Genomic DNA, 19,482 nt, shown 5'->3' with positions numbered 1-19,482 from the left:
TCCCCCGCCGCTGCGGTCTCATTGTCCGGTCGCCCGGCCGCAGCATCCGTCATCGCGGAATGCCTACGCGAACAGGCGCTCGGGCCGCCGCGTTCAACACTCGCCAGCGCGTTCGGTCGGTCGCCGCTGTCGAGCGAGTCGCGGTCGTGGTACCTCGGGCGATCGGCGAGCTCGAGGTCGCCCGGCAGCTGGAACGGCTCGGTCCGTCGTAGCGTGTACTGCACGCCGTGCCTGTCGGAACGGGCACGAGCGACATCGATCATGTAGTGGTCGGGCCGTCTGGCGTCTTCACGATCAACATCAAGCACCACGAGGGCAAGGAGGTCCGGGTCGGCGCCAAGCGCCTGCTCGTGAACGGGCAGCGCGCCGACCACCTGCGCAACGCCGAGTTCAAGGCGAAGCGGGCGGCGCAGCGCCTCTCGGCCGCGACCGGAACTCCGGTGGCCGTCACCCCGATAATCGTCATCGTCGCGGCTCGGCGTCTGACGATCCGCGAGCAGCCGGCGACCGTGTGCGTGCTCACCGAGTCGCAGCTCGTGAATCGGCTCACCAAGCGCCCGGTCGTGCTCGCACCATCCAAGATCGATCCCCTTGCGCCACCGCATGTCCCCAGTACGGGGGTGATGCCCCTCCTCACCGTCAGCTCGTCTGCGGCACTACCTAGACTCGTCATCACTGCCTGCCGCAGTCGAACCTGCCTGAACCCGCAACACCCGGAGGCCCCATGGACGAGGTCGACTACCACTCCGAAGTCGGCGATGCGCTCGCGCTGCTCATCGACGGACTTTCGCCGTTCGTCGAGCGGGTGTTCGCGACGAAGCTCCCGCCGGGTCTGGAGTGGACGACGGTCATCGAACGCAAAGACAAGCTCGCAGGTCGACGTGGCGGCGTCTACTCCAAACGCGATCTGTCGCTGCTTCTGCGGGCCATCACCGAGCGGCTGGGCGATCTCGGTTACCCGTTCGACCGCGACCTTCCTCGTCAAGGGCAGAACTATGCGAGCGAACTCCGCGAGGTCAGAAACCTCTGGGCGCATAACGGTCATTTCACCGCGCAGACCGCGTTCCGAGCAATGGACTCGGCGGGGCTGCTCCTCGCGATGATCGGAGCCACCGAGCAGGAGGCGAAGATCGCCTCGCTCAAAGCCGATCTGCTCCCTGCACACACCGTCGGCGAAACGGCGCCATCGACGAGCATCCCTGTGAACGATGCCATCGACGAGGAGACCACCGATCGCATCGTGACCCGCGCGGCTGCGGCGACACTGCCGAAACCGGTTGCGCTTGCGGCTGCATCCGCGGGCATCCGCATCAAGTCCGTGACCCACCTGAGCTACGCGATGGCGCACTGCCGGATCCCGGTCATCGACGAGATCGCGATCGAGAACCGCGGCGGTGAGCGACGAGGCGCGTCGCTCGAGATCGATGTGGTGAGCGCAGAGGGGTCGCTCGGCGGACCCAAGGTCGTCCTCGTCGATCTTGGCGAAGGGCAGACGACGACCTTGCGCAGCGTCGACCTCGTGCTCGAGCCCGCCCGCATGCTCGACGTCGACGAACAGCGACCCGGCCTCATCAGGGCGACGCTTCGCGATGCCGCGGGCGAGCTGATCGCCGAGTCGTCGGTCGATGTGCAGATCCTCGCCTCGAACCAGTGGATCGCCGCGCCGCTGCATCTCGGGCTCGAACTACTGGCCGCCCATGTGCAGCCCAACGCGGCGGCCATCGCGCCCCTGCTGGTCGAGGCATCCGATCGACTGAAGAGCGCAACGGGCCACTCAGCGCTCGACGGGTACCAGTCCGAGAACCCCGAGCGCGTCGATTCGATCGTCACCGCGGTCTACGACGCCATGCGCGCGCGAGATATCCGGTACGCCGAGCCGCCGGCGAGCTGGGATTCCATCGGTCAGAAGGTGCGCACTCCTGCAGAAGTGCTCGACGGGCGGCTCGGCACGTGTCTCGACACGACGGTGACGCTCGCCGCCGTGCTCGAACAGGCCGGCATCAACACGACGCTGTGGCTGCTCGACGGCCACATCTTCCTCGGCTACTGGCGCACTGACAACTCGCTCGGGGCCGTCGCCTCCACCGACGCGATGGACGTCATCAACCTCGTCGATCTGGGCCATATCGCGCTCGTCGAAACGACCATGCTCACGGGCGGCGAAGACTCCCGGAGTTTCGGCGACGCCAATCGAGCACCGCGCACCAGCCACCTCGCCGGCGGCATCGATCGGGTGCAGGGGGTCACCGACGTACGCCAGGCGCGACTCTCGGGCATCTACCCGTTGCCGAGCCGATCGCGTGGTGCCGCCGGCGAAACGATCGTGACGGTGTACGAGCCGCGGTCCGCCCCTCTCGTCGCCCCGTATTACGGAGCACAGCCCGTCGGCGGCACGGCTCCCGAACTCACGGCCGTGCCGCCGCGGGTGCAGCAGTGGAAGAACGCCCTGCTCGACCTCAGCCTCCGGAACAAGCTGATCAACTACACCGACCGCTCCGGCTACCGCCTCGAAATCCCGCCGCCGGCGGTCTCACGACTCGAGGATGCGGTGAACGCCGGCACCTCCATCACATTGCTCGCTTCAGACCGAGTGCAGTCGGTCGACGAGGTTCGCGGCATCCGCTTCGGTCGTGACCTGCCCGAGCAGACGAGAGAGCTCCTGCTCGCGGAGAAGCGAAGCGCGTTCGTCGACATCACGAGCGCCTCCTACACCTCGAAACTCCGATACCTGGCATACAAGGCAAAGACGATCGCCGAAGAGACCGGAGCCAACAACCTCTACCTCGCGTTCGGCATGCTGCACTGGCGAGTCAACGACCGCGATCTGCGCTCGCCACTCGTGTTGGTGCCGGTCAATCTCACGACGGCGAGCCGCGGAGAGGTATACCGCCTCACGCTGGATGAAGCCGGCGCGTCGACGCCCAACTACTGCCTACTCGAGAAGCTCCGGGTCAGTTTCGGACTGGACATTCCGGGACTGCAGAACCCCATCGAGGATGAATCCGGCATCGACCTCGGCGCGGCGTTCCGCGCTGCCAGAGAAGCGATCTCCGCGGCCGGTCTTCCCTTCCGAGTCGAGGAATCCGTCGACCTGGCGGTCCTGCAATTCGCGAAGTTCCGCCTCTGGAAGGACCTCGACGAGCATTGGGAGACCCTCGCGCAGAACGCGCTGGTGTCCCACCTCATCCACACGCCCCTCGACGCGTTCCAAGACCCGACCACTTCCGCCCCGCCGGTCGATCTCGACGAACTCGGCGCTGTCGTGCCGGTGCCCGCGGACGCATCGCAGCTCGAGGCCGTCGCGGATGCTGTCGGCGGACGCACGTTCGTTCTCGAAGGCCCGCCCGGCACGGGAAAGTCGCAGACCATCACCAACCTTCTCGCGCGATCGTTGGCCGCCGGCCGGCGAGTGCTGTTCGTCGCCGAGAAGCGCGCAGCACTCGACGTCGTGAAGAAGCGTCTCGAATCGGTCGGCCTCGGCGATTTCTCGCTCGACCTCCACGACAAATCCGCCCGTCCCGCCGCGGTTCGGGCGCAGGTCAAGCGCGCGCTCGACCTCGTCGTCCGCGCGGATGCCGCGGCTCTCCATGCGAATGCCGAAGCCGCCGAGGCGAGTCGGAGATCGCTGGCTCGCTATGCGACGCGCCTGCATGAATCGAACGCGGCAGGGATGTCGCTGTACTCGGCTCGAACGAGCCAACTTGCGGCGGACCCGGAGATCGAAGCCCTCGAGGTCTCGACCGGCCTCGTCGCGTCGGCTGAAGAGACCGCGTTCGCCGAGGTTCGCGACGTGCTCCGCCGTCTCCCCGAGACCGCAGACCTGGCTCGGCCCTCCGCGTTGCACCCGTGGGGATTCGTCGATGAACGCCCACCTGGCCGTGTCGATGCGCGCGCCGTTCACACGGCAGCCCGCAACCTCGACACCGCAATCGACGCCGCGCTGGGGGCAGGATTCGGACTTGCAGACCTCGGACGCGCCGGCTCTCCCGACCTCATCGACGGTTGGGCGCAGCTCGCCCGGGCCCCGCGGCATCCGGTGGACACGCTCGACGCGCTGCAGTCTCCGGCGTGGCAGGAGTACCTCGACGAACTCGAACGCCGCGCCACGGGATTCGCGCGTCCGACCTGGCTTGCCGAGGTGAAGCCCACCGTGCTCGAGCGCGACGTCGACGCGATCCACGCAGCGGCGCTCGCCGCCGACGCGTCTGGCTTCTTCGGACGCACGAAGCGACGGCGTGCCGTGCTCGCCCAGTTCGCCGACCAACTCGTCGGCGACCCCTCCTCCATCAAGCTGAAGACGCTGTCCGATCTCACCGGCCGGATCGTGGCCACGAACGCGCAGCTCGTCGAGCTCCGCGGGATGATCACGAAAGTGCCCGTGCCGCTCATCGAAAGGACGTGGAACGTCCTGCTACAGGCGGATGTCGACGCGTTGACCCTGCGTCTCGGCTGGGTTCGGTTCGCCGCACGCACCCTCGACGGGCCGTCGAATGCCCATGTTGCGCAACTGCGGCAATACTTCGCATCCACCTCGGCTGGATCCGGCGAAGCCGAGCTCGCCGGCCTCGCCGCCACCTGGCGCGAACTGCTCACGACCGCCGCCGTCACACCGCATGACGCCGTCACGTGGGCCGGCGACGTCGACTTCCTCTCGCGCTGGTGCTCCACCCGCGCAGCGCGAAACCTCACCACGAGCGAGCCGGTCACGCTCGTTCGATGGCTCGAACTCGTTCGGCATATCGAACCCCTGCGTCGCCTCGGCCTGGACTCAGCGCGCAACGCCATCCTCGCCGGCGACGTACCGGCAGAAGACGCCGCGCTCGCCTTCGACAAGGGCGTCGCGCTCGCGTCGATCGCCGAGCGCGAAGACGCGACCGCACTGAATGCGTTCGACATCACCGCCCACAACAAGACGATTCAACGGTTCACGGCCTCGACCCACGCAGTCCGCGCTGAGCTGCCCCGCGCGATTCCCGCGGAGTTGCTAGCGGGCCGGACGTTCGCAACCACGTCGACCAGCGGGCAGATCGGCGGGCTGAGGAGGCAGCTCGACCGGCAACGCGGAGGTTTGAGCGTCCGGTCAATGCTCGAGCAGTACGGCGACATCATCACTCAGGTGATGCCGTGCACGCTGATGAGCCCCGAATCGGTCGCACGATTCATCCCTGCCCGCTCCGACCTGTTCGACATCGTCGTGTTCGACGAGGCATCCCAGATCCGTGTCGCCGACGCCGTCGGCGCAATGGGTCGCGGCGCCTCGGTCGTGGTCGTTGGAGACAGCAGGCAGATGCCCCCGACCAGCTTCGCCGATACCGGCACGAATCTCGACGACGAGACGGCCCAGACGCCCGAGACGGTCGTCGACGAGGAATCGATCCTCACGGAGTGCGTGCAAGCGCAGGTGCCGAGCAAATGGCTCTCCTGGCACTACCGCAGCCAAGACGAATCACTCATCGCGTTCAGCAATCATCACTACTACGAGAACCGGTTGTCGTCGTTCCCGGCGCCGATCGGGTCCGGTGCGCGCGACACCGTCGACGGCCACGGCATCTCGCTCGTGCGGGTCGACGGACACTTCGAACGCACCGGCAAGGGCAAGACGCTGCGCACCAATCGGGTCGAGGCCGAGGCCATCGTCGACGATGTGAGGCGACGCTTCTGGGCCTCGCCAGAAGTCACGCCTTCCCTCGGCGTGATCACGTTCAACGCGCCGCAACGCGATCTCGTCGAGAATCTGCTGCGCGACAGTGACGACGACCGGATCCGGCAAGCGCTCGACGAGCCCGATGGCTTGTTCGTCAAGAACCTGGAGAACGTGCAGGGCGACGAGCGCGACTGCATCCTCTTCTCGGTCGCCTTCAGCGTCAACTCGAACGGCATCCTGCCCCTCAATTTCGGACCGCTTTCGCGCGCCGGCGGCGAACGGCGCCTCAACGTGGCCGTCACCCGCGCCCGCCGCCAGGTCGTGCTCTACGCGAGCTTCGACCCGGAGACCTTGCGTGCGGAGCAGACCGGATCGATCGGGATCAAGCACCTCAAGGCCTACCTCGAGATGGCATCGCACGGTGTCGAGGCGGTCAGCGACGACGGTCGTCGACAGGCGTACATCGATCGGCACCGAGACGAGATCGCAGACGAGCTACGTCTCGCCGGCTTCGCAGTGAAGACGGATGTCGGACTCTCGGACTTCCGCGTCGACCTCAGCATCGCCGCCGCAGAGGAGCCCGATGTGCCGCTCGTCGCCGTCCTCCTCGACGGCCCGATTTGGCGCGCTCGACAGACGGTCGCCGACCGCGACGGTCTGCCGGTCGACGTGCTCAAGGGGCTCATGCGGTGGCCCGGTGTGGAACGCGTCTGGTTGCCGGAATGGCTGCACCACCGCGAAGAGACGCAGGCTCGTATCGCTGCCGCCGTAGCCGAGACGAAGTCGCACGGAACCCGAGAGGCAACGGCTGAGCTTCCCTCTCAGGCTGCGACCACCAACGCGGATCGAGGTGCCATGCTCGGCGGCGACGTCGAGGCGGAAGTGAGCGTCCTGCCGGCTGAACCGACCCCGTCGAAAGCACCCCAGCCCAACCTGATAGACCCGCGCGCGATCCGAATCGGCTCCGCCACGGGCACGACCGTACCGTTGACGAGCCGGCCGAGCGGCCATCCGGACATCGAAGGATTCGTCGAGTGGCAGCCCGGCCGCCTCGGCTCCGTCGCCGACCTGGACGCGCTTCCGCACCGATCGGCGCACGCCAAGGTCGAGTCCGCGATCCGGGATGCGATTGCCACCGAAGGGCCGATGCCTGCCTCGCGGTTGGTGAAGCTGGTGGCTGCGGCATTCGGCCTGAGCCGCGTCGCGCGCGACCGGGTCACCGCGATCCGTAGGGTCGTGCCCGACGAGTTCCGCCGTCGTGACGGGGAGTCGACGTTCTACTGGCCGGCCGGCCTGAATGTCAGCGGATGGCTGAAAGCACGAATCCCAGCGCCCGGGTCGAGCCGCGCGATCGACGAGGTGCCGCTCGTCGAAATCGCCAATGCGATGCGAATCGCCTCGGCAGCAACTGGCGGGATGTACGCCGACGAAGCCAAGCGCGAAGCACTCAGCATGTTCGGCGGCAAACGGATGACGACGGCGATCGATGCTCGCCTCGATGAGGGCCTTGCATTCGCACTCGAATCGGGCCGCCTCGTCCGTGCGGCGAGTGGAGTCCTTCTCGACGGTCTGCGGTGATCAGGCTGGCGGGAATTGAAGCGGAGTTCTCCGCGGGCGCGAGACACACCAGGGAGGTATAGCGCCGCGCTATACTTCGCGATATGACAGGCGCATCCTTCGGCGAGACTCTGCGGTCGCGTCGCATCGCATCGGGAATGACGCAAGGTCAACTCTCTGAGCGCGCGCGGGTCCCGCAGCCGAACATCTCGGCCTACGAACTTGGCCGGCGCGAGCCGAACTCCGAGACGGTGGAGCGCCTGAACCGAGTACTCGGGGCTCCGACGCTGTCACGAGTGAGGGCGGTTCGCTCCGAGCTGCTCGAGGCGGCTGCTCGGCGAGGTCTGGTCGACATCCGCATCTTCGGCTCCCTCGCCCGCGATGAGGCCGATGCCGACTCCGACGTCGATCTCCTCGTGCACCCGAGCGAGACCACATCGCTGTTCGATCTCGCCGGCTTCATGATCGAGGCAGAGGAACTGCTCGGCACGAAGGTCGACGTCGTGTCCGACCGCGGCAGGGGCGACGTGCTCGACCACATCTTGGCCGAAGCGATCCCCCTATGAGGCATCCTGGTCCTTCCCGCGACGACCCCGCTCGTGTCGACGCAATCCTCGCCGACATCCGACGTTTCGGGGTCACCGCAGCGCGTGTCGTCACCCGAGGTCGCTCTCGGTTCGTCGATCCCGACGATGACGATCAGCGGCGCATCGCACGGTCGGTCATCACCGACCTGTCAACCGCCGCCGATCGGCTGCCAGCCGCCTTCCGCGCGTCGCACCCCGACATCGACTGGGCAGGCATCCGGGCGACGCGCAACTTCATCGCACACGACTACGACGGCACCGACGACGAGGTGCTCTGGCAGGCGATCGCCGTGCAGTTGCCGGCGATCCTCGCACGGCTGACAGATGCCTGAGCCCGAACACCCTACGGCTCCATTTCGTCGTGCGTCACGACGCGGCTCAGCTCGATCGTGCCGTCGGGGAGCACCCAGTAGTGCAGGCGGCGCGCGGCCGGGGTGTTCTGCTCGATCGAGGCTCGGTAGCAGCGGGCGCCGTCTGACCTGATGACGTCGGCGGCGGTGGCCCCGTCTCCGGTGCGGAGCGGATGCAGGCGGCGCGCCGAGATGTCACCGGCCCGTCCGACGAGAACGTCGACCGTTGCCTTGAGCGCCTTGGCGAGCTGGCCGTCATCGAGCCGCTCAAGAGACTCGGCGAAGCCGGGACGCACGACGTAGCCCCCGGGCAGGGCGTGCGATGCGCGGTCCGACGGCGGGACACGATCGACCCATGCGAGCAGGATCTCGTGGCGCACCCAGTCGTCGGCGTCCAACCATTGCGCGCGGCGATCGGCGATGCGCGGCGCATCGGATGCCGCCGGCATGCGGCGCGACTCACGCAGTTGGCGACGCTGCGCCCGAAGCTGGTCGTCGAGGTCACGCGCGTGCGAGCGCAGTTCGCCGAGTTCGGCGAGGGCATCGCGCAAGTCACGCCGGTCGGTGAGGGCCTGGTTGCGCAGGGCGGCATGCGAACCGCTGTCGGCGCCGGCATCACGCAGACGAGCGGTGAGCTCCGCGACCTCTCCCTGCAGTCGGGTGATGGTCAGCTGCTGCGACTGCGCCAGCGCACCACGAGGTTCCGCGGGCGCCGGCGCATCCGGCACGATCGGGGCGACGGATGTCGCGACTACCACGACGGGCTCGGCTCGCCGGAGACCTGGCCCAGGCATCGGCCTCCGCACGGGGGCGGCCGGGTTCGGCATCGGGCTGGCCGCGGCATCCGCACCACCGGCAGAGGGCGCCGCGGCCACGACGTCCGGCACCTCGCCGACCGAAGCCCCCGGCGCCGTCGCGACCGGCGCAGCGGCGGTCGGCTCGGTGGGCAGCTCGACCGCTTCCACCGAACGCAGCGGTTCGTCGTCGACGGCGATGAGCGGACGATCCTCGCGCAGCCACGGCGGGCCGCCATCGACGAGCGCGAGAGCCGGCAGGATCGGTTCATCGTCGTCGACGTCGAAGAGGCTCAGATGCAAGCGGTCGCCCGAGAGGTGCAACACCCGCACGGGCACCACGTCGCCGACGGACAGCAGCGAATCGACCCGATCGAGCGGGTTGGGTGTGACATCTTCGCGCGTGATCTCGAGACGAACGCGCGGGTGCAACGACATCGTCGCCCGCTGATCGCTGGTCGCCTCGACGAGCGCGAGGGTGACCTCGCGGTGGGGAAACCTCGCGGCCAGCATCGCCACGTCGGGCGTCTCGAGTTCGACGTTGAGACGACGGTTGGCGGCATCGAGCAGACCGGCGACCGGCTGGCCCTTCGCCAGCGTCCAATCGAGCGGAACGGGCGGGTAGGTCAACTCCTGCCAGACGGTCGCCATACCGTGCTCGCCGAGATCGACGATGGCGCGCGAGCCGTCGGCGAGGATGCCGGTCACGGTTCCGGATGCGGCGACCGCACGCAGCTGGGTCGACTCGAAGAGTCCGGCCGCATTGGCGTGGGCGAGCACATCGGTGATGAGGCGATCGGTCGCGAGAGCCGCGGTCGGCAACGGGAATCGCAGCCGCGACTCGCTCGTTGATGTCGCCGGATCGAACCCGATCGGATACGAACGACCAGCACCGCCGTAGACGTCGAGACGGTCGGGCAGCAGACGACTGAGCTCACGGGTCAGATCACCCGTCTCGATGGCGAAGACACGGCTGACATCGCCGACCTCGGCGACGAGATCATCGACGTCGAGCTCAGGCTCGCGCGCCCCGAACGCCGACGTCACGACGACCCACGGCCGATCGCGTTCGCGGTCGAAGAGGCCGCGCGCGAGATCGGTGACGGCAGACACGGTGTCCACTCGGGTGTACGTCATCGAACCACCTCCTTCCGGCCAAGGTGCGGGTGTGCAGGGGTGACGGTACCGGCATCCGCCGACATCGTCGTCAACGGGTGGGCGGTCGGACTCGATTGCCGAACACGTCCCGCGGCGGGGCTCACGGGGCCGACGGCGCGGTGGTCGCGCGCATCCCCGCAGACCGCGGGTGGTGCTGCGCGTGGCGGGCGTCGAGGCATCCGACCCGGTGCTTGAGGGCGATGCAGAGCGCGGCGGCGCGCGAACGGTGCTGGGGCGTGAGCACGCCACGGCGTTCGAGCTGGGCGGCGCGGCTCGCGATGGCGCGCACGCGGTTGACGGTGTCGTCGCGGAAGCTGCGGAACATCGCCGCCGGCCGCGAGGCGAGGCGCTCGAACCGGTCGTCGATGATCGCGAGGCGCAGCTCGAGGTCACCGAGGTCGGCGAGGAACCGGTCGCGCTCGGCGATCTGACGGCGAGCGGCAGCGCTGTGCGGCGACGAGGGACGGATGCCGGCACCGTCGGCGGGGGCGGGCGTTCGCGGGGGCGAGCTGCGGGGATCGGGAACCATGAGGTCCTCCTGCGGGACTCCGGCGATGCCGAAGATCACGACCATACGGACGGCCTCCGACATCGCTGCGAAACCGGGTCGCACGACCTTCCAAACGGGTGTGGCCCCCGCAGTGGGGGTCATCGGGCCGACAGCCCAGCAACCGAGCGGATGTCGCGAGCCCGACCACGCTCGAAACGGTGCTGCCGCGACCGTGGGAGGCATCCGGTGTCCGTCGTCGTCGCTACCTTTCAGAGCGCTCCCGTTCGGGTGCGATCACTCCAGGCAGGACACCGCCGCTCGTCGGCGGTCTCCGCCATCACAGCTCACCGTTCATCGAGAGGCCGGCTCATGTCAGATCCCACCAACCCCCCCAGTCCGAACCAGCCGGCGACGCCGGCCCCGCAGCCGTACATCGGTGCCCCGCCGCCCGCGGCTCCCGCGACCCCGCAGCCGTACGGCGCCGCGCCGGCCGCGCCGCCGGCTCCCGTTCCCGCGGTCGCGGCGCCCGCAGCGCCCGCAGCGCCCGCACCCTACGGCACGGCGCCCGCCGCGTACGTCGCAGCGCCCCAGGCGTACGGGGCGCCCGGGGCATCCGCCGCATCCGCCGGTCAAAAGTCGTTCGTCGCGACGTGGCTGCTGGCGTGGCTCGTCGGATTCTGGGGCGTCGACCGCTTCTACCTCGGCAAGGTCGGCACCGGCCTGCTCAAGCTCTTCACCCTCGGCGGGCTCGGCGTGTGGGTGCTGATCGACCTGATCCTCGTGCTCGCCGGCGCGCAGCGCGACAGCCGCGGCCAGCGGCTCGAGGGCTACGACCGGCACAAGAAGCTCGCGTGGATCGTCACCGGCGCGGTCATCGCCCTCGGCCTCGTGATCAACATCATCACGGGCGCCGCCGCCGGTGCACGCGTGGCATCGGATGCCGCGGACGCCCCGGCTGCGCCGGCCGTCGTCGCCGAAGCGGATGCCACGGCCGAGGAGGCCGCGGCGCCCGCCGAAGAGCCCGCGCCGGAGCCTGTCGCGACTGTGCAGACCTGGGCCGATGAGAGTTTCGGCACCTTCGCGCCGCTCACCCAGACAGGCGCGGGCGACTCGCTCATCACGCTGCCGGGCACCGCCGGCATCGTCACCGCCACACATGACGGATCCGCGAACTTCGTGATCAGCGTGCTCGATGCCGCCAACGAATCGACCGGCGAACTGCTTGTCAACGAGATCGGCGCCTACTCGGGCACCACGGTCTACGGGTTCAACTCCTTCTCGGAGCCCGCCACCCTGCAGGTCACGGCCGACGGAAACTGGTCGATCACGATCGCGCCGGTCTCCGTCGCTCCCGCGCTCGCTGACGCCGGTACTGGTGACGCCGTGTTCCTCTACGACGGCGGAGCCGCGGGGCTGACTGCAACCCACGCCGGTGAAGCGAACTTCGTCATCTTCGAGGAGACCGCCGAGGCCCTCAGCATGGGTCTGCTCGTCAACGAGATCGGCTCTTACTCGGGTACCGTGCCGTTGAGCGCCGGCCCCTCGGCGATCTCCGTGAAGGCGGACGGCGCGTGGACGCTGGCGGTGGGCTGAGCATGCTTCCCACGAAGTCGAACCCCGGCGACGATCCGGACGAGGGCGGCAATCAGACCGACGAGCGCGCCACCGCGACTCCGAGCGAGAGTGCGCCACCCACTGCCGCACCCGGCTGGTACGCGACGCCCGAGGGCGGTCAACGCTACTGGGATGGATCGGTGTGGCTCGACATTCCCGTGCCGCCGTCCACCGGAGCGATCGTACGAGCGCCCCGTCCGCTCCTCGCACGACGCACGAGATGGCTCATCGTTGCCAGTGTCACGCTTGTCGTGCTCCTCGCCGCGGGCGGACTCGCATGGAAGGCCTCTTCCGACGCGGCCGCGACGAAAGCAGCAGCCGAGGTCGCCGCAGAATTGAAGGCGGAACAGGAAGCTGATGCCAAACGCATCGAGGACAACAAGCGCGCAACTGAGAAGCGTGAGGCCGCGGAAGAACAGGCCGAGCTCGAAAGCCGCAATGCCTCCGTCGACGATATCGAGGCGGGCGTCAAGAAGATGGCCGAGGGGCATGCATCAGACGGCGTGATCGACGGTCCGATCATCGACGTCACGTGTTCGCCGGTCGACGGAGGCTCCCTCGATGACATAGCCGAGCAGACGACGGTGTTCTCGTGTTTCGCTTCCAACAAGGACAACGGCGATGGAACGATGAGCGGCTACTCCTACAACGCGACGATGAACTGGACCACTGGTCAGTTCACCTATGGGCTCGGGGAACCCTGAGTTTCGAACTTCCCCCGGGCGGTTGCCGCATTTCCGCGCTCGATCTCCTGAAGGCAGCCCGGCGTTTGGTTGAGGGAATGGATGCCGTGGTCCGAGCGTCAGCGTGATCGAGTCCGCACGGCGCGGCAGCCTCGGCGGGCGCATACGTGCGGCGACTTCTTACCAAGGCCGGGCGCGGCCCTTACGCAGTCGGCGAACCTCAGTCGAAGAGCCCGTCGAGCACGCTGCCGATGACGAGGCCGCCGAGGATGCCGCCCATGAGGTCGGAGGAGCCGCCGCGACGACCGCCGCCGCCCCAGCCGCCGCCGGGGCCACCCCACTGGTCGGGGCCCTGCTGCGGGCGGGAGGCGTCGATGTCGCGCTGCGCGAGCTGGAGGGCCTCGCCCGCGAGGGTGGCGACGCGGCGTGCCATCGCCATGGCCTGCTCGCGGTCGTCTTCGCCGATGACCGCGGCGGTCGCCGCGGGCGTGCCGAGCATGCGGTCGAGGTCGAGGCGCACGCGCTCGGACTCCGCGAGGCGGGTGCGGGCGTCGGCGCCGATCCAGCCGCGGTGGCCGGCGATGACGTCGCGCGCGACGGCGAGCTGGCGGTCGGCGTCGTCGACGGCGTGGTGCACGTGCTCGATCGGCGGGATCGGGCGGGCGGCGCGCTCGCGGGCGACGGCGATGGCCGCGTCGAGCCCGGCGTTCGCGGTGCGCAGGCGGTCGAGCAGGGTGAACGGGTCGGTGGTGACGCCGACCGGCGGCAGGGCGGCGAGGGCGGCGCGCAGCTCGGACATCGCCGCGGTCACACCCGGAGTCTGCGGCTCGTCGACGGCGACGACGAGGTCGCCGCGGGAGTCCTCGACGATCGCCGCGAGCGTGGCCTCGGCCCGCAGCGCCTCGACCTCGAACGTCTCGACGGCGTCGAGCAGGGTCGCCGCACGCCGCACGGACTCGGTCGCCGCCTCGAGCGCGAGGTTGGCCTGCTCGCGCTGCCCCGCCTCACGGCGACGCTCGGCGACGCCGGCGCTGTGCTCGGCGAACCCGAGCAGCTGCTCCGCCTCGGCCGGGTTGGACTCGACGCGGGCCATCGCCTCAGGGGCGTAACGGGCGGCGAGGCGTTCGACGGTCTCGCGCGCCTGGGGAACGACGGCGCGTCGGCGCGAGGCATCCGCTCGCACGCCGGCGATGATCTCGGGGGCGCGCCGGGCGCGCTCGATGGTCGCTGACAGCGCCGACATCCGGTCATCGAGCAGGTCTTCGGCCCAGTCGCACAGCTGCACGATGCGGGCGTTGCGGGTGCGCAGCTCTTCGGCGGTGTCGGGGATCTCGTCGTGGTTCAGCTGGTTCAGCCTGAACGCCTCGCCCAGATGCTGCTTCACCGACGCGAGCGCGGTGCTGAGGTCGGTGGTCGCGTCGCGCCCGAGCTCGGCCTCGGCGAAGTGCAGCTCGTCGGCCGTGACCCGCACGCGTTCGTCGGCGGCGACGAGCGCGGTCTTCGCGCGCTGCGCGAGCGTGGCGTCTTGGGCCGCGAGTTCGGCGGTGTCGCGCTTGCGTCTGCCCCAGAATCCAGCCATGGATTCGATCCTATTGGCCCGAATCTTCAGTCTTGCCGTGAGGTGGGGCGGATGCCGCAGCCGCCCTTCGGGCTTCGCACCCCGAACCTCGCCGGGAGCACCAGCGCGGGCGTCGCCTCCACGGCCATGTCGGTCCTCCCGTGCGCCGGCCGCCGATCCCGCCCGCGGAGCCGGGAGCGGGAGCGCCCGCGGAAACGGGCGCTACATGTCTACATCGCTACATCGCTACATCGCTACAGGGTTTTCGAACCGAACCCACCGGCAGGCGTCCCGGCGTGCGACCACCATCGCGAGCGACGACGCCGCCGTCGCCTCCGCGAGCGTGCGGCCGCGGCATCCGCTCGGACGACCTCGACGCGGTCCTCGCGCTCGTCGAGCACCCGGCGGAGCCCTCTGCCGAGCGGTCGCCGGCTACGGCGCGCCCGGCAGGCTCTCGCAGGCGCGGTGGTCGCCGTCGGCGTCGAGCCGGGCGATGTCGCCGTAGTAGGGGTAGTAGCGGTCGAACCAGGCCTGCGCCGAGGCCCAGGTGCTGAAGTCGCCGCAGTCCACGTCGGCGGGGCGCGAGGGCGTGGTGGGCGCCGGCGTCGGCTTCGGGGCCGGCTTCGCCGGGGTGGTGCAGACGTTCAGCGAGCCGACGGCGTTCGAGATGACGCCCGTGCCGCCGAGCAGCACGATCGTCTTCGGGTCGAGCGCGAGCACCTGGTCGCGCACGACCTTGGGCACGCAGGACTTCTCGACGAGGAAGAGCGGCGAGTCCGTCGCGCCGGCGAGCGCACCGCCCGCGAGGGCGTCGGCGTAACCGCTGCCCACGGCGAGGTAGACCGTGCTCGCGGTCGGGAACACGGCCTTGTTGATCGCCACGGCGGTCGAGTAGCGGTCGGTACCGGAGTGACGGTTCACGGTGAACGAGCTCTTCAGCGAGGACTCGATACCCGAACTGACGGCGCCCGTGCCGCCGGCGATGCGCACGCGCGTCGTCTTCACGGCCTTGAGCGCATCGCGCGTGGCGGCGTCGACGCTGCCGCGCTTGCCGTCGACGAGCACGACAGGGCCGCCCTGCTTCGCGGCGGCGGCCGAGGCCGACAGCGCGTCGGGGAAGTCGCGACCCGTGGCCACGAACGACGTGCCGCTTCGCGCGGGCCCGGATGTCGCGAGCGCACGGCTCGTGGCATAGCGGTCGGCTCCGGAGATGCGCGTGACCGGTGCGACCGTGGCCAGCTTCTTCTGGACGGCGCTGCTCACGACGCCGGTGCCGCCGGCGATGATGATCTGCTTGGGCTTCAGCCGCGTCACCTGCGTCCAGATCGACGAGGGGATCGCGCTCTTCGTCACGAGGAGCAGCGGGCTGTCCTGGACGCCCGCGACGCCTGACGCCGACAGCGCGTCGGGGTAGTTCGCGCCCGACGCGACGTAGACGACCGGAACGCCCGGCTTGAACCGGCTCGCGATGGCGGCGGCGGTCGCGTAGCGGTCGGCTCCGGCGAGTCGGTGCACGCCCGCGGCGAGCGGGGTCACGCCGCCGCCGGGGGCCGGGGCCGGCGTGGTCGGCTTCGGGGCCGGCGTGGTCGGCTTCGGCGTGACGGTCGCGGTCGGCGTCGTGGTCGGCGTCGGCAGGTCGGTGCGCACGGCGGGCGCGATCATCGTGGTCGATCCGCAGTACGTGGTGAGCAGCCCCTGCAGGGCGGTCTTCTCGGCGGCGTCGACAGAGAGGCGCCAGCGGGTCTTGACCTCGATCCAGTCGATCGCGTACTCGCACCGTGCGGCCGCGTTCGTCGGCACCCACTTCGCGGGGTCGCTGTCGGACTTGGCCTGGTTGGTGCCCGAGGTCACCATGCGCAGCGTCGCGTCGATCGAGAGGTCGTTGGCGTAGTCGGAGCGCTGGGCGCTCGTCCACGCGTAGGCACCCGAGACCCAGGTCTCCTTCAGGGCGACGACGTGGTCCATCTCGAGCAGCGTCGGGTCGGTGACGACCGCGCCGTCGTACGAGGAGAGCCACCGGCCTGCGGTCACGGTGCAGGTGCCGGTCACGGTCGCCGGCACGAGCGACTCGGCGATGAGCACCTCCTGCCGGGTGCGGCAGCCGTCGCCGTCGGCGTCGATGCCCTCGGCGAAGAGATCGCGGTCGTACGTCACGGTCGACGGCGTCACGACCTTCAGTTCGGCGAGCAGGGCGGCCGGCGTCACGGTCGAACCGGCCGTCGCGGCCAGCGCGGGGGCCGGAACGAGGACGCCGGTGAGGGCGAGCGCGGGAATGACGAGCGCAGCGGCAAGACGGGACACGGGCGGACTCCAAGCAGGGGGGAAAGACCAACGCTAGGCAGCCGAACCCGCGAATTCGCTGGAGAACCCCCGCACTGGGGGTGCGCTGAAGCCCTGATCACCCCCGAATTGGGGCAGAGCGGATGCCGCGGCGCGGCCGGCGCTCGGTCGCCGACGCCGACGCCGGTCGGCGATCCCGCCCGTGGCGCCACCGGGCGATCCGCATCCGTGACGCCGCGGGAGTGGCCGCGAAAACGGGCGCTACATCGCTACATCGCTACAGGGTTTTCAAACCGAACCCACCGGCATCCGTGCAGCGGCATCCGCTCAGAAGACCTCGACGCGGTCCTCGCGCTCGTCGAGCACCCAGAGATGCGACGCCACGGCCCGGTAGAGGCGGTGCGGCGCCGCGCCGGTGACGCTGCCCTCGGCCCAGGGACGCAGGCCCGAGGCGCGGCATCCGGCGTTGTAGACGTCGAGCGCGTCCTCCACGCCGTCGTCGGGCACCGGCTCGGCGAGCGCCTCGGCGTAGACCGCGGATGCCTCGCCGACGGGCGTCGTCGAGTCGTACACCGTGAGCGCGATCTCGGCGCGCGCGGCGATGTTCGCCGAGTGCCGGCGCGCGGGACGCGAGACCCAGACGAACTCGCGCAGGTCGCGCACCGCGAACCAGACGGGGGTCGCCCAGGGGCGGCCCGACGCATCCGCCGTGGCGAGCGTCAGGTAGGCGTTCGCGTCGAGGATCCGCCGCGCAGTGGCCGCGGCGCCCGACGGGGTCTCATCAGTGGCCATGCTCATGGCTACCATCCCCGACCCGCGGCGGCGGGTTGCCCACGGGCGTTGCGGCAGGACCGCACCCGAGAACAGCGCGCGGCATCCGAACTTCACCGCGATGTAACACCGTGGTCTCTCCGATGCGACACGGGCTCGATACCGTTCGAACAACCCGGCAGCGGCCGCGGCCACCCACCGGCGCCCGATCCCGTCCCGCACCCGACGACCCCGGCGCCCGCACACGCATCTGGAGAGCCCGACCATGAACCTCCGTCTCTGCGCATCACTCGGCCTCGGCGCGGCACTCGTCGCCGGCGGCCTCGCCATCGCCACACCCGCCCTCGCGGAACCCGTCATCACCGGATCCGCCACCGTCACCCTCGACTTCACCACCGCGGGCCGCGTCGACGTCACCGTCGACGCGGTCAACACCTCCGACGTGCCCGCCTACGGCTCCGCCGTCGTCACCGCCCCCGACGGCACCGAGTACCCCTTCGGCCCCCGTCTCTTCGCCGCCGGCGAAGCCTGGGTGTACGAGAAGACCCTCCTCGGATACTCCTGCGGCGACCTCGACCTCGTCGCGGCGATCGCCTTCGGCGCCTCCGCCACCGGCATCGACCCCGAGTGGACCACCAGCATCGTCACCCACCCGAGCCCGCTCGTCACCGTCATCGGCTGCGACGTGCCGCCGACGGACCCGCCCACCGACCCGCCCGTCGAGACCGACCCCCCGACCGACCCGCCGACGGACCCGCCGACGGACCCGCCCGTCGAGACCGACCCGCCCGTCGAGACCCCGGTCGACGAGACCCCGATCGACGAAGCGCCCGTCGACGAGACCCCGGCCGAGGAAGCCCCCGTCGACGCGGCACCCGCCGCCACCGACGTCACGCCCGTCGCCACGACGACCTCGTCGACCACGACGCCCGCCCTCGCCGAGACCGGCGTCGACGGCGACCGCATGGCCATGGTCGCCGGCACCGCCGTGGTCGGCCTGATCGCCGGCGGCATGATCCTCCTCGGCCGCCGCCGGGCGCGCGCCGGCAGGTAGCGCCGACACGGCACGACGGATGTCGCGGGCACGACCCCGCCCGCGGCATCCGTCGCCGTAGGCTTCACCGCAGGAGGCCACCATGACCGAGCGGATGCCGAAGAAACTGTACGAGCACGAGCTGAAGCGACTGCAGGCGCAACTCGTCGACATGCAGGCGTGGGTGCAGCAGTCGGGCGCCCGCATCGTCGTGATCTTCGAGGGGCGGGATGCCGCGGGCAAGGGCTCCACGATCAAGCGCGTCAGCGAGTACCTCAACCCGCGCGTCACGCGCGTGGTCGCCCTGCCGACGCCGAGCGTGCGCGACAAGACGCGCTGGTACTTCCAGCGGTACGTGTCGCACCTGCCCGCCGCGGGCGAGATCGTGCTCATGGACCGCTCCTGGTACAACCGGGCGGGCGTCGAACGCGTCATGGGCTACTGCACCAACGAGGAGTACCACCGGTTCCTGCATCAGGCGCCCATCTTCGAGCGCATGCTCGTCGAAGACGGCATCATCCTGCTGAAGTACTGGTTCTCGGTGTCGGACGTCGTGCAGGAGGAACGGTTCCGCTCCCGCCTCGAAGACCCCATGCGGCGGTGGAAGCTCAGCCCCAACGACGTGCTCTCGATCACGAAGTGGGAGGACTACTCGCGCGCGAAGGACGCCATGTTCGCCGCGACCGACATCTCGGAGGCGCCCTGGTACGAGATCGAGAGCGACGACAAGCGCACCTCGCGCATCAACATGATCGCCCACCTGCTCTCGAAGATCCCGTACGAGGAGGTCGAGCGCGAGCACATCGAGATCCCGCCGCGCCCGGCCTCGGGCAACTACGAACGGCCGCCGCGCGAATGGGCGAACCTCGTGCCCGACCACGCCGCCGAGGTCGTGCGCGCCGCCGAGGGGTGATGCCCGGCGCGCGCCTCGCGGAAGGCTGACACGCGGAGGGGCGCGGATGC

Annotated in this window: 12 protein-coding genes and 2 pseudogenes; 9 read left to right on the top strand and 5 right to left on the bottom strand. The window is 69.9% G+C overall.

Annotated elements, in window-relative coordinates:
* Nucleotides 1-227: 227 nt before the first annotated feature.
* From GQQ92_RS16990 to GQQ92_RS10795, 5 genes and pseudogenes are all read left to right on the top strand, one after another.
* A pseudogene (locus tag GQQ92_RS16990) lies at nucleotides 228-407 on the top strand (nuclease-related domain-containing protein); the annotation flags it as partial.
* Between the two features lie 317 nt (nucleotides 408-724).
* Nucleotides 725-7,222: a DUF4011 domain-containing protein gene (locus GQQ92_RS10805; RefSeq protein ID WP_156999268.1), complete on the top strand. Its 6,498-nt coding sequence runs from the start codon at nucleotides 725-727 to the stop codon at nucleotides 7,220-7,222.
* A gap of 83 nt (nucleotides 7,223-7,305) precedes the next feature.
* Nucleotides 7,306-7,476: pseudogene (locus tag GQQ92_RS16925) on the top strand (helix-turn-helix domain-containing protein); the annotation flags it as partial.
* 21 nt (nucleotides 7,477-7,497) lie between these two features.
* Entirely contained in the window at nucleotides 7,498-7,767 is a 270-nt protein-coding gene (locus GQQ92_RS16820) for a nucleotidyltransferase family protein (protein ID WP_232057652.1), read from the top strand.
* The gene (locus tag GQQ92_RS10795) at nucleotides 7,764-8,120 is read left to right on the top strand and encodes a HepT-like ribonuclease domain-containing protein (RefSeq protein WP_156999266.1); all 357 of its coding nucleotides are present in this window, start codon (nucleotides 7,764-7,766) and stop codon (nucleotides 8,118-8,120) included. Before GQQ92_RS16820 ends, GQQ92_RS10795 begins: the two co-directional genes overlap by 4 nt.
* A gap of 11 nt (nucleotides 8,121-8,131) precedes the next feature.
* Here GQQ92_RS10795 and GQQ92_RS10790 read toward each other — a convergent pair whose 3' ends face one another.
* Both GQQ92_RS10790 and GQQ92_RS10785 read right to left on the bottom strand, forming a co-directional pair.
* Nucleotides 8,132-10,069, bottom strand: a complete 1,938-nt coding sequence (locus tag GQQ92_RS10790) for a hypothetical protein (RefSeq protein WP_156999265.1) — start codon at nucleotides 10,067-10,069, stop codon at nucleotides 8,132-8,134.
* Between the two features lie 121 nt (nucleotides 10,070-10,190).
* The gene (locus GQQ92_RS10785; RefSeq protein ID WP_156999264.1) at nucleotides 10,191-10,664 is read right to left on the bottom strand and encodes a hypothetical protein; all 474 of its coding nucleotides are present in this window, start codon (nucleotides 10,662-10,664) and stop codon (nucleotides 10,191-10,193) included.
* Nucleotides 10,665-10,949: 285 nt separating this feature from the next.
* On the opposite strand from GQQ92_RS10785, the gene GQQ92_RS10780 reads away from it, so the two are divergent.
* Both GQQ92_RS10780 and GQQ92_RS10775 read left to right on the top strand, forming a co-directional pair.
* The gene (locus GQQ92_RS10780) at nucleotides 10,950-12,173 is read left to right on the top strand and encodes a TM2 domain-containing protein (RefSeq protein WP_156999263.1); all 1,224 of its coding nucleotides are present in this window, start codon (nucleotides 10,950-10,952) and stop codon (nucleotides 12,171-12,173) included.
* 2 nt (nucleotides 12,174-12,175) lie between these two features.
* Nucleotides 12,176-12,898: a DUF2510 domain-containing protein gene (locus GQQ92_RS10775; protein ID WP_197738208.1), complete on the top strand. Its 723-nt coding sequence runs from the start codon at nucleotides 12,176-12,178 to the stop codon at nucleotides 12,896-12,898.
* A 199-nt stretch (nucleotides 12,899-13,097) separates the two neighbouring features.
* Here GQQ92_RS10775 and GQQ92_RS10770 read toward each other — a convergent pair whose 3' ends face one another.
* From GQQ92_RS10770 to GQQ92_RS16560, 3 genes are all read right to left on the bottom strand, one after another.
* On the bottom strand, nucleotides 13,098-14,456 hold the full coding sequence (locus GQQ92_RS10770) for a hypothetical protein (protein WP_156999262.1): 1,359 nt from the start codon (nucleotides 14,454-14,456) through the stop codon (nucleotides 13,098-13,100).
* 411 nt (nucleotides 14,457-14,867) lie between these two features.
* Nucleotides 14,868-16,736 carry a cell wall-binding repeat-containing protein gene (locus tag GQQ92_RS10765; RefSeq protein WP_156999261.1) on the bottom strand — a complete coding sequence of 623 codons (1,869 nt, stop codon included), beginning with the start codon at nucleotides 16,734-16,736 and terminating at the stop codon, nucleotides 14,868-14,870.
* Nucleotides 16,737-17,042: 306 nt separating this feature from the next.
* Nucleotides 17,043-17,513, bottom strand: a complete 471-nt coding sequence (locus GQQ92_RS16560; RefSeq protein WP_197738207.1) for a pyridoxamine 5'-phosphate oxidase family protein — start codon at nucleotides 17,511-17,513, stop codon at nucleotides 17,043-17,045.
* Nucleotides 17,514-17,751: 238 nt separating this feature from the next.
* Between GQQ92_RS16560 and GQQ92_RS10755 the strand changes: the two genes are divergently transcribed.
* Both GQQ92_RS10755 and ppk2 read left to right on the top strand, forming a co-directional pair.
* Nucleotides 17,752-18,540: a hypothetical protein gene (locus GQQ92_RS10755; RefSeq protein ID WP_156999259.1), complete on the top strand. Its 789-nt coding sequence runs from the start codon at nucleotides 17,752-17,754 to the stop codon at nucleotides 18,538-18,540.
* 94 nt (nucleotides 18,541-18,634) lie between these two features.
* On the top strand, nucleotides 18,635-19,432 hold the full coding sequence (ppk2, locus tag GQQ92_RS10750; RefSeq protein ID WP_156999350.1) for a polyphosphate kinase 2: 798 nt from the start codon (nucleotides 18,635-18,637) through the stop codon (nucleotides 19,430-19,432).
* The last annotated feature ends 50 nt before the right edge of the window (nucleotides 19,433-19,482 follow it).

This window comes from Agromyces terreus (genome assembly GCF_009749465.1).
Classification (GTDB): domain Bacteria; phylum Actinomycetota; class Actinomycetes; order Actinomycetales; family Microbacteriaceae; genus Agromyces; species Agromyces terreus.
This window is presented reverse-complemented; position numbering and strand designations above follow the sequence as displayed.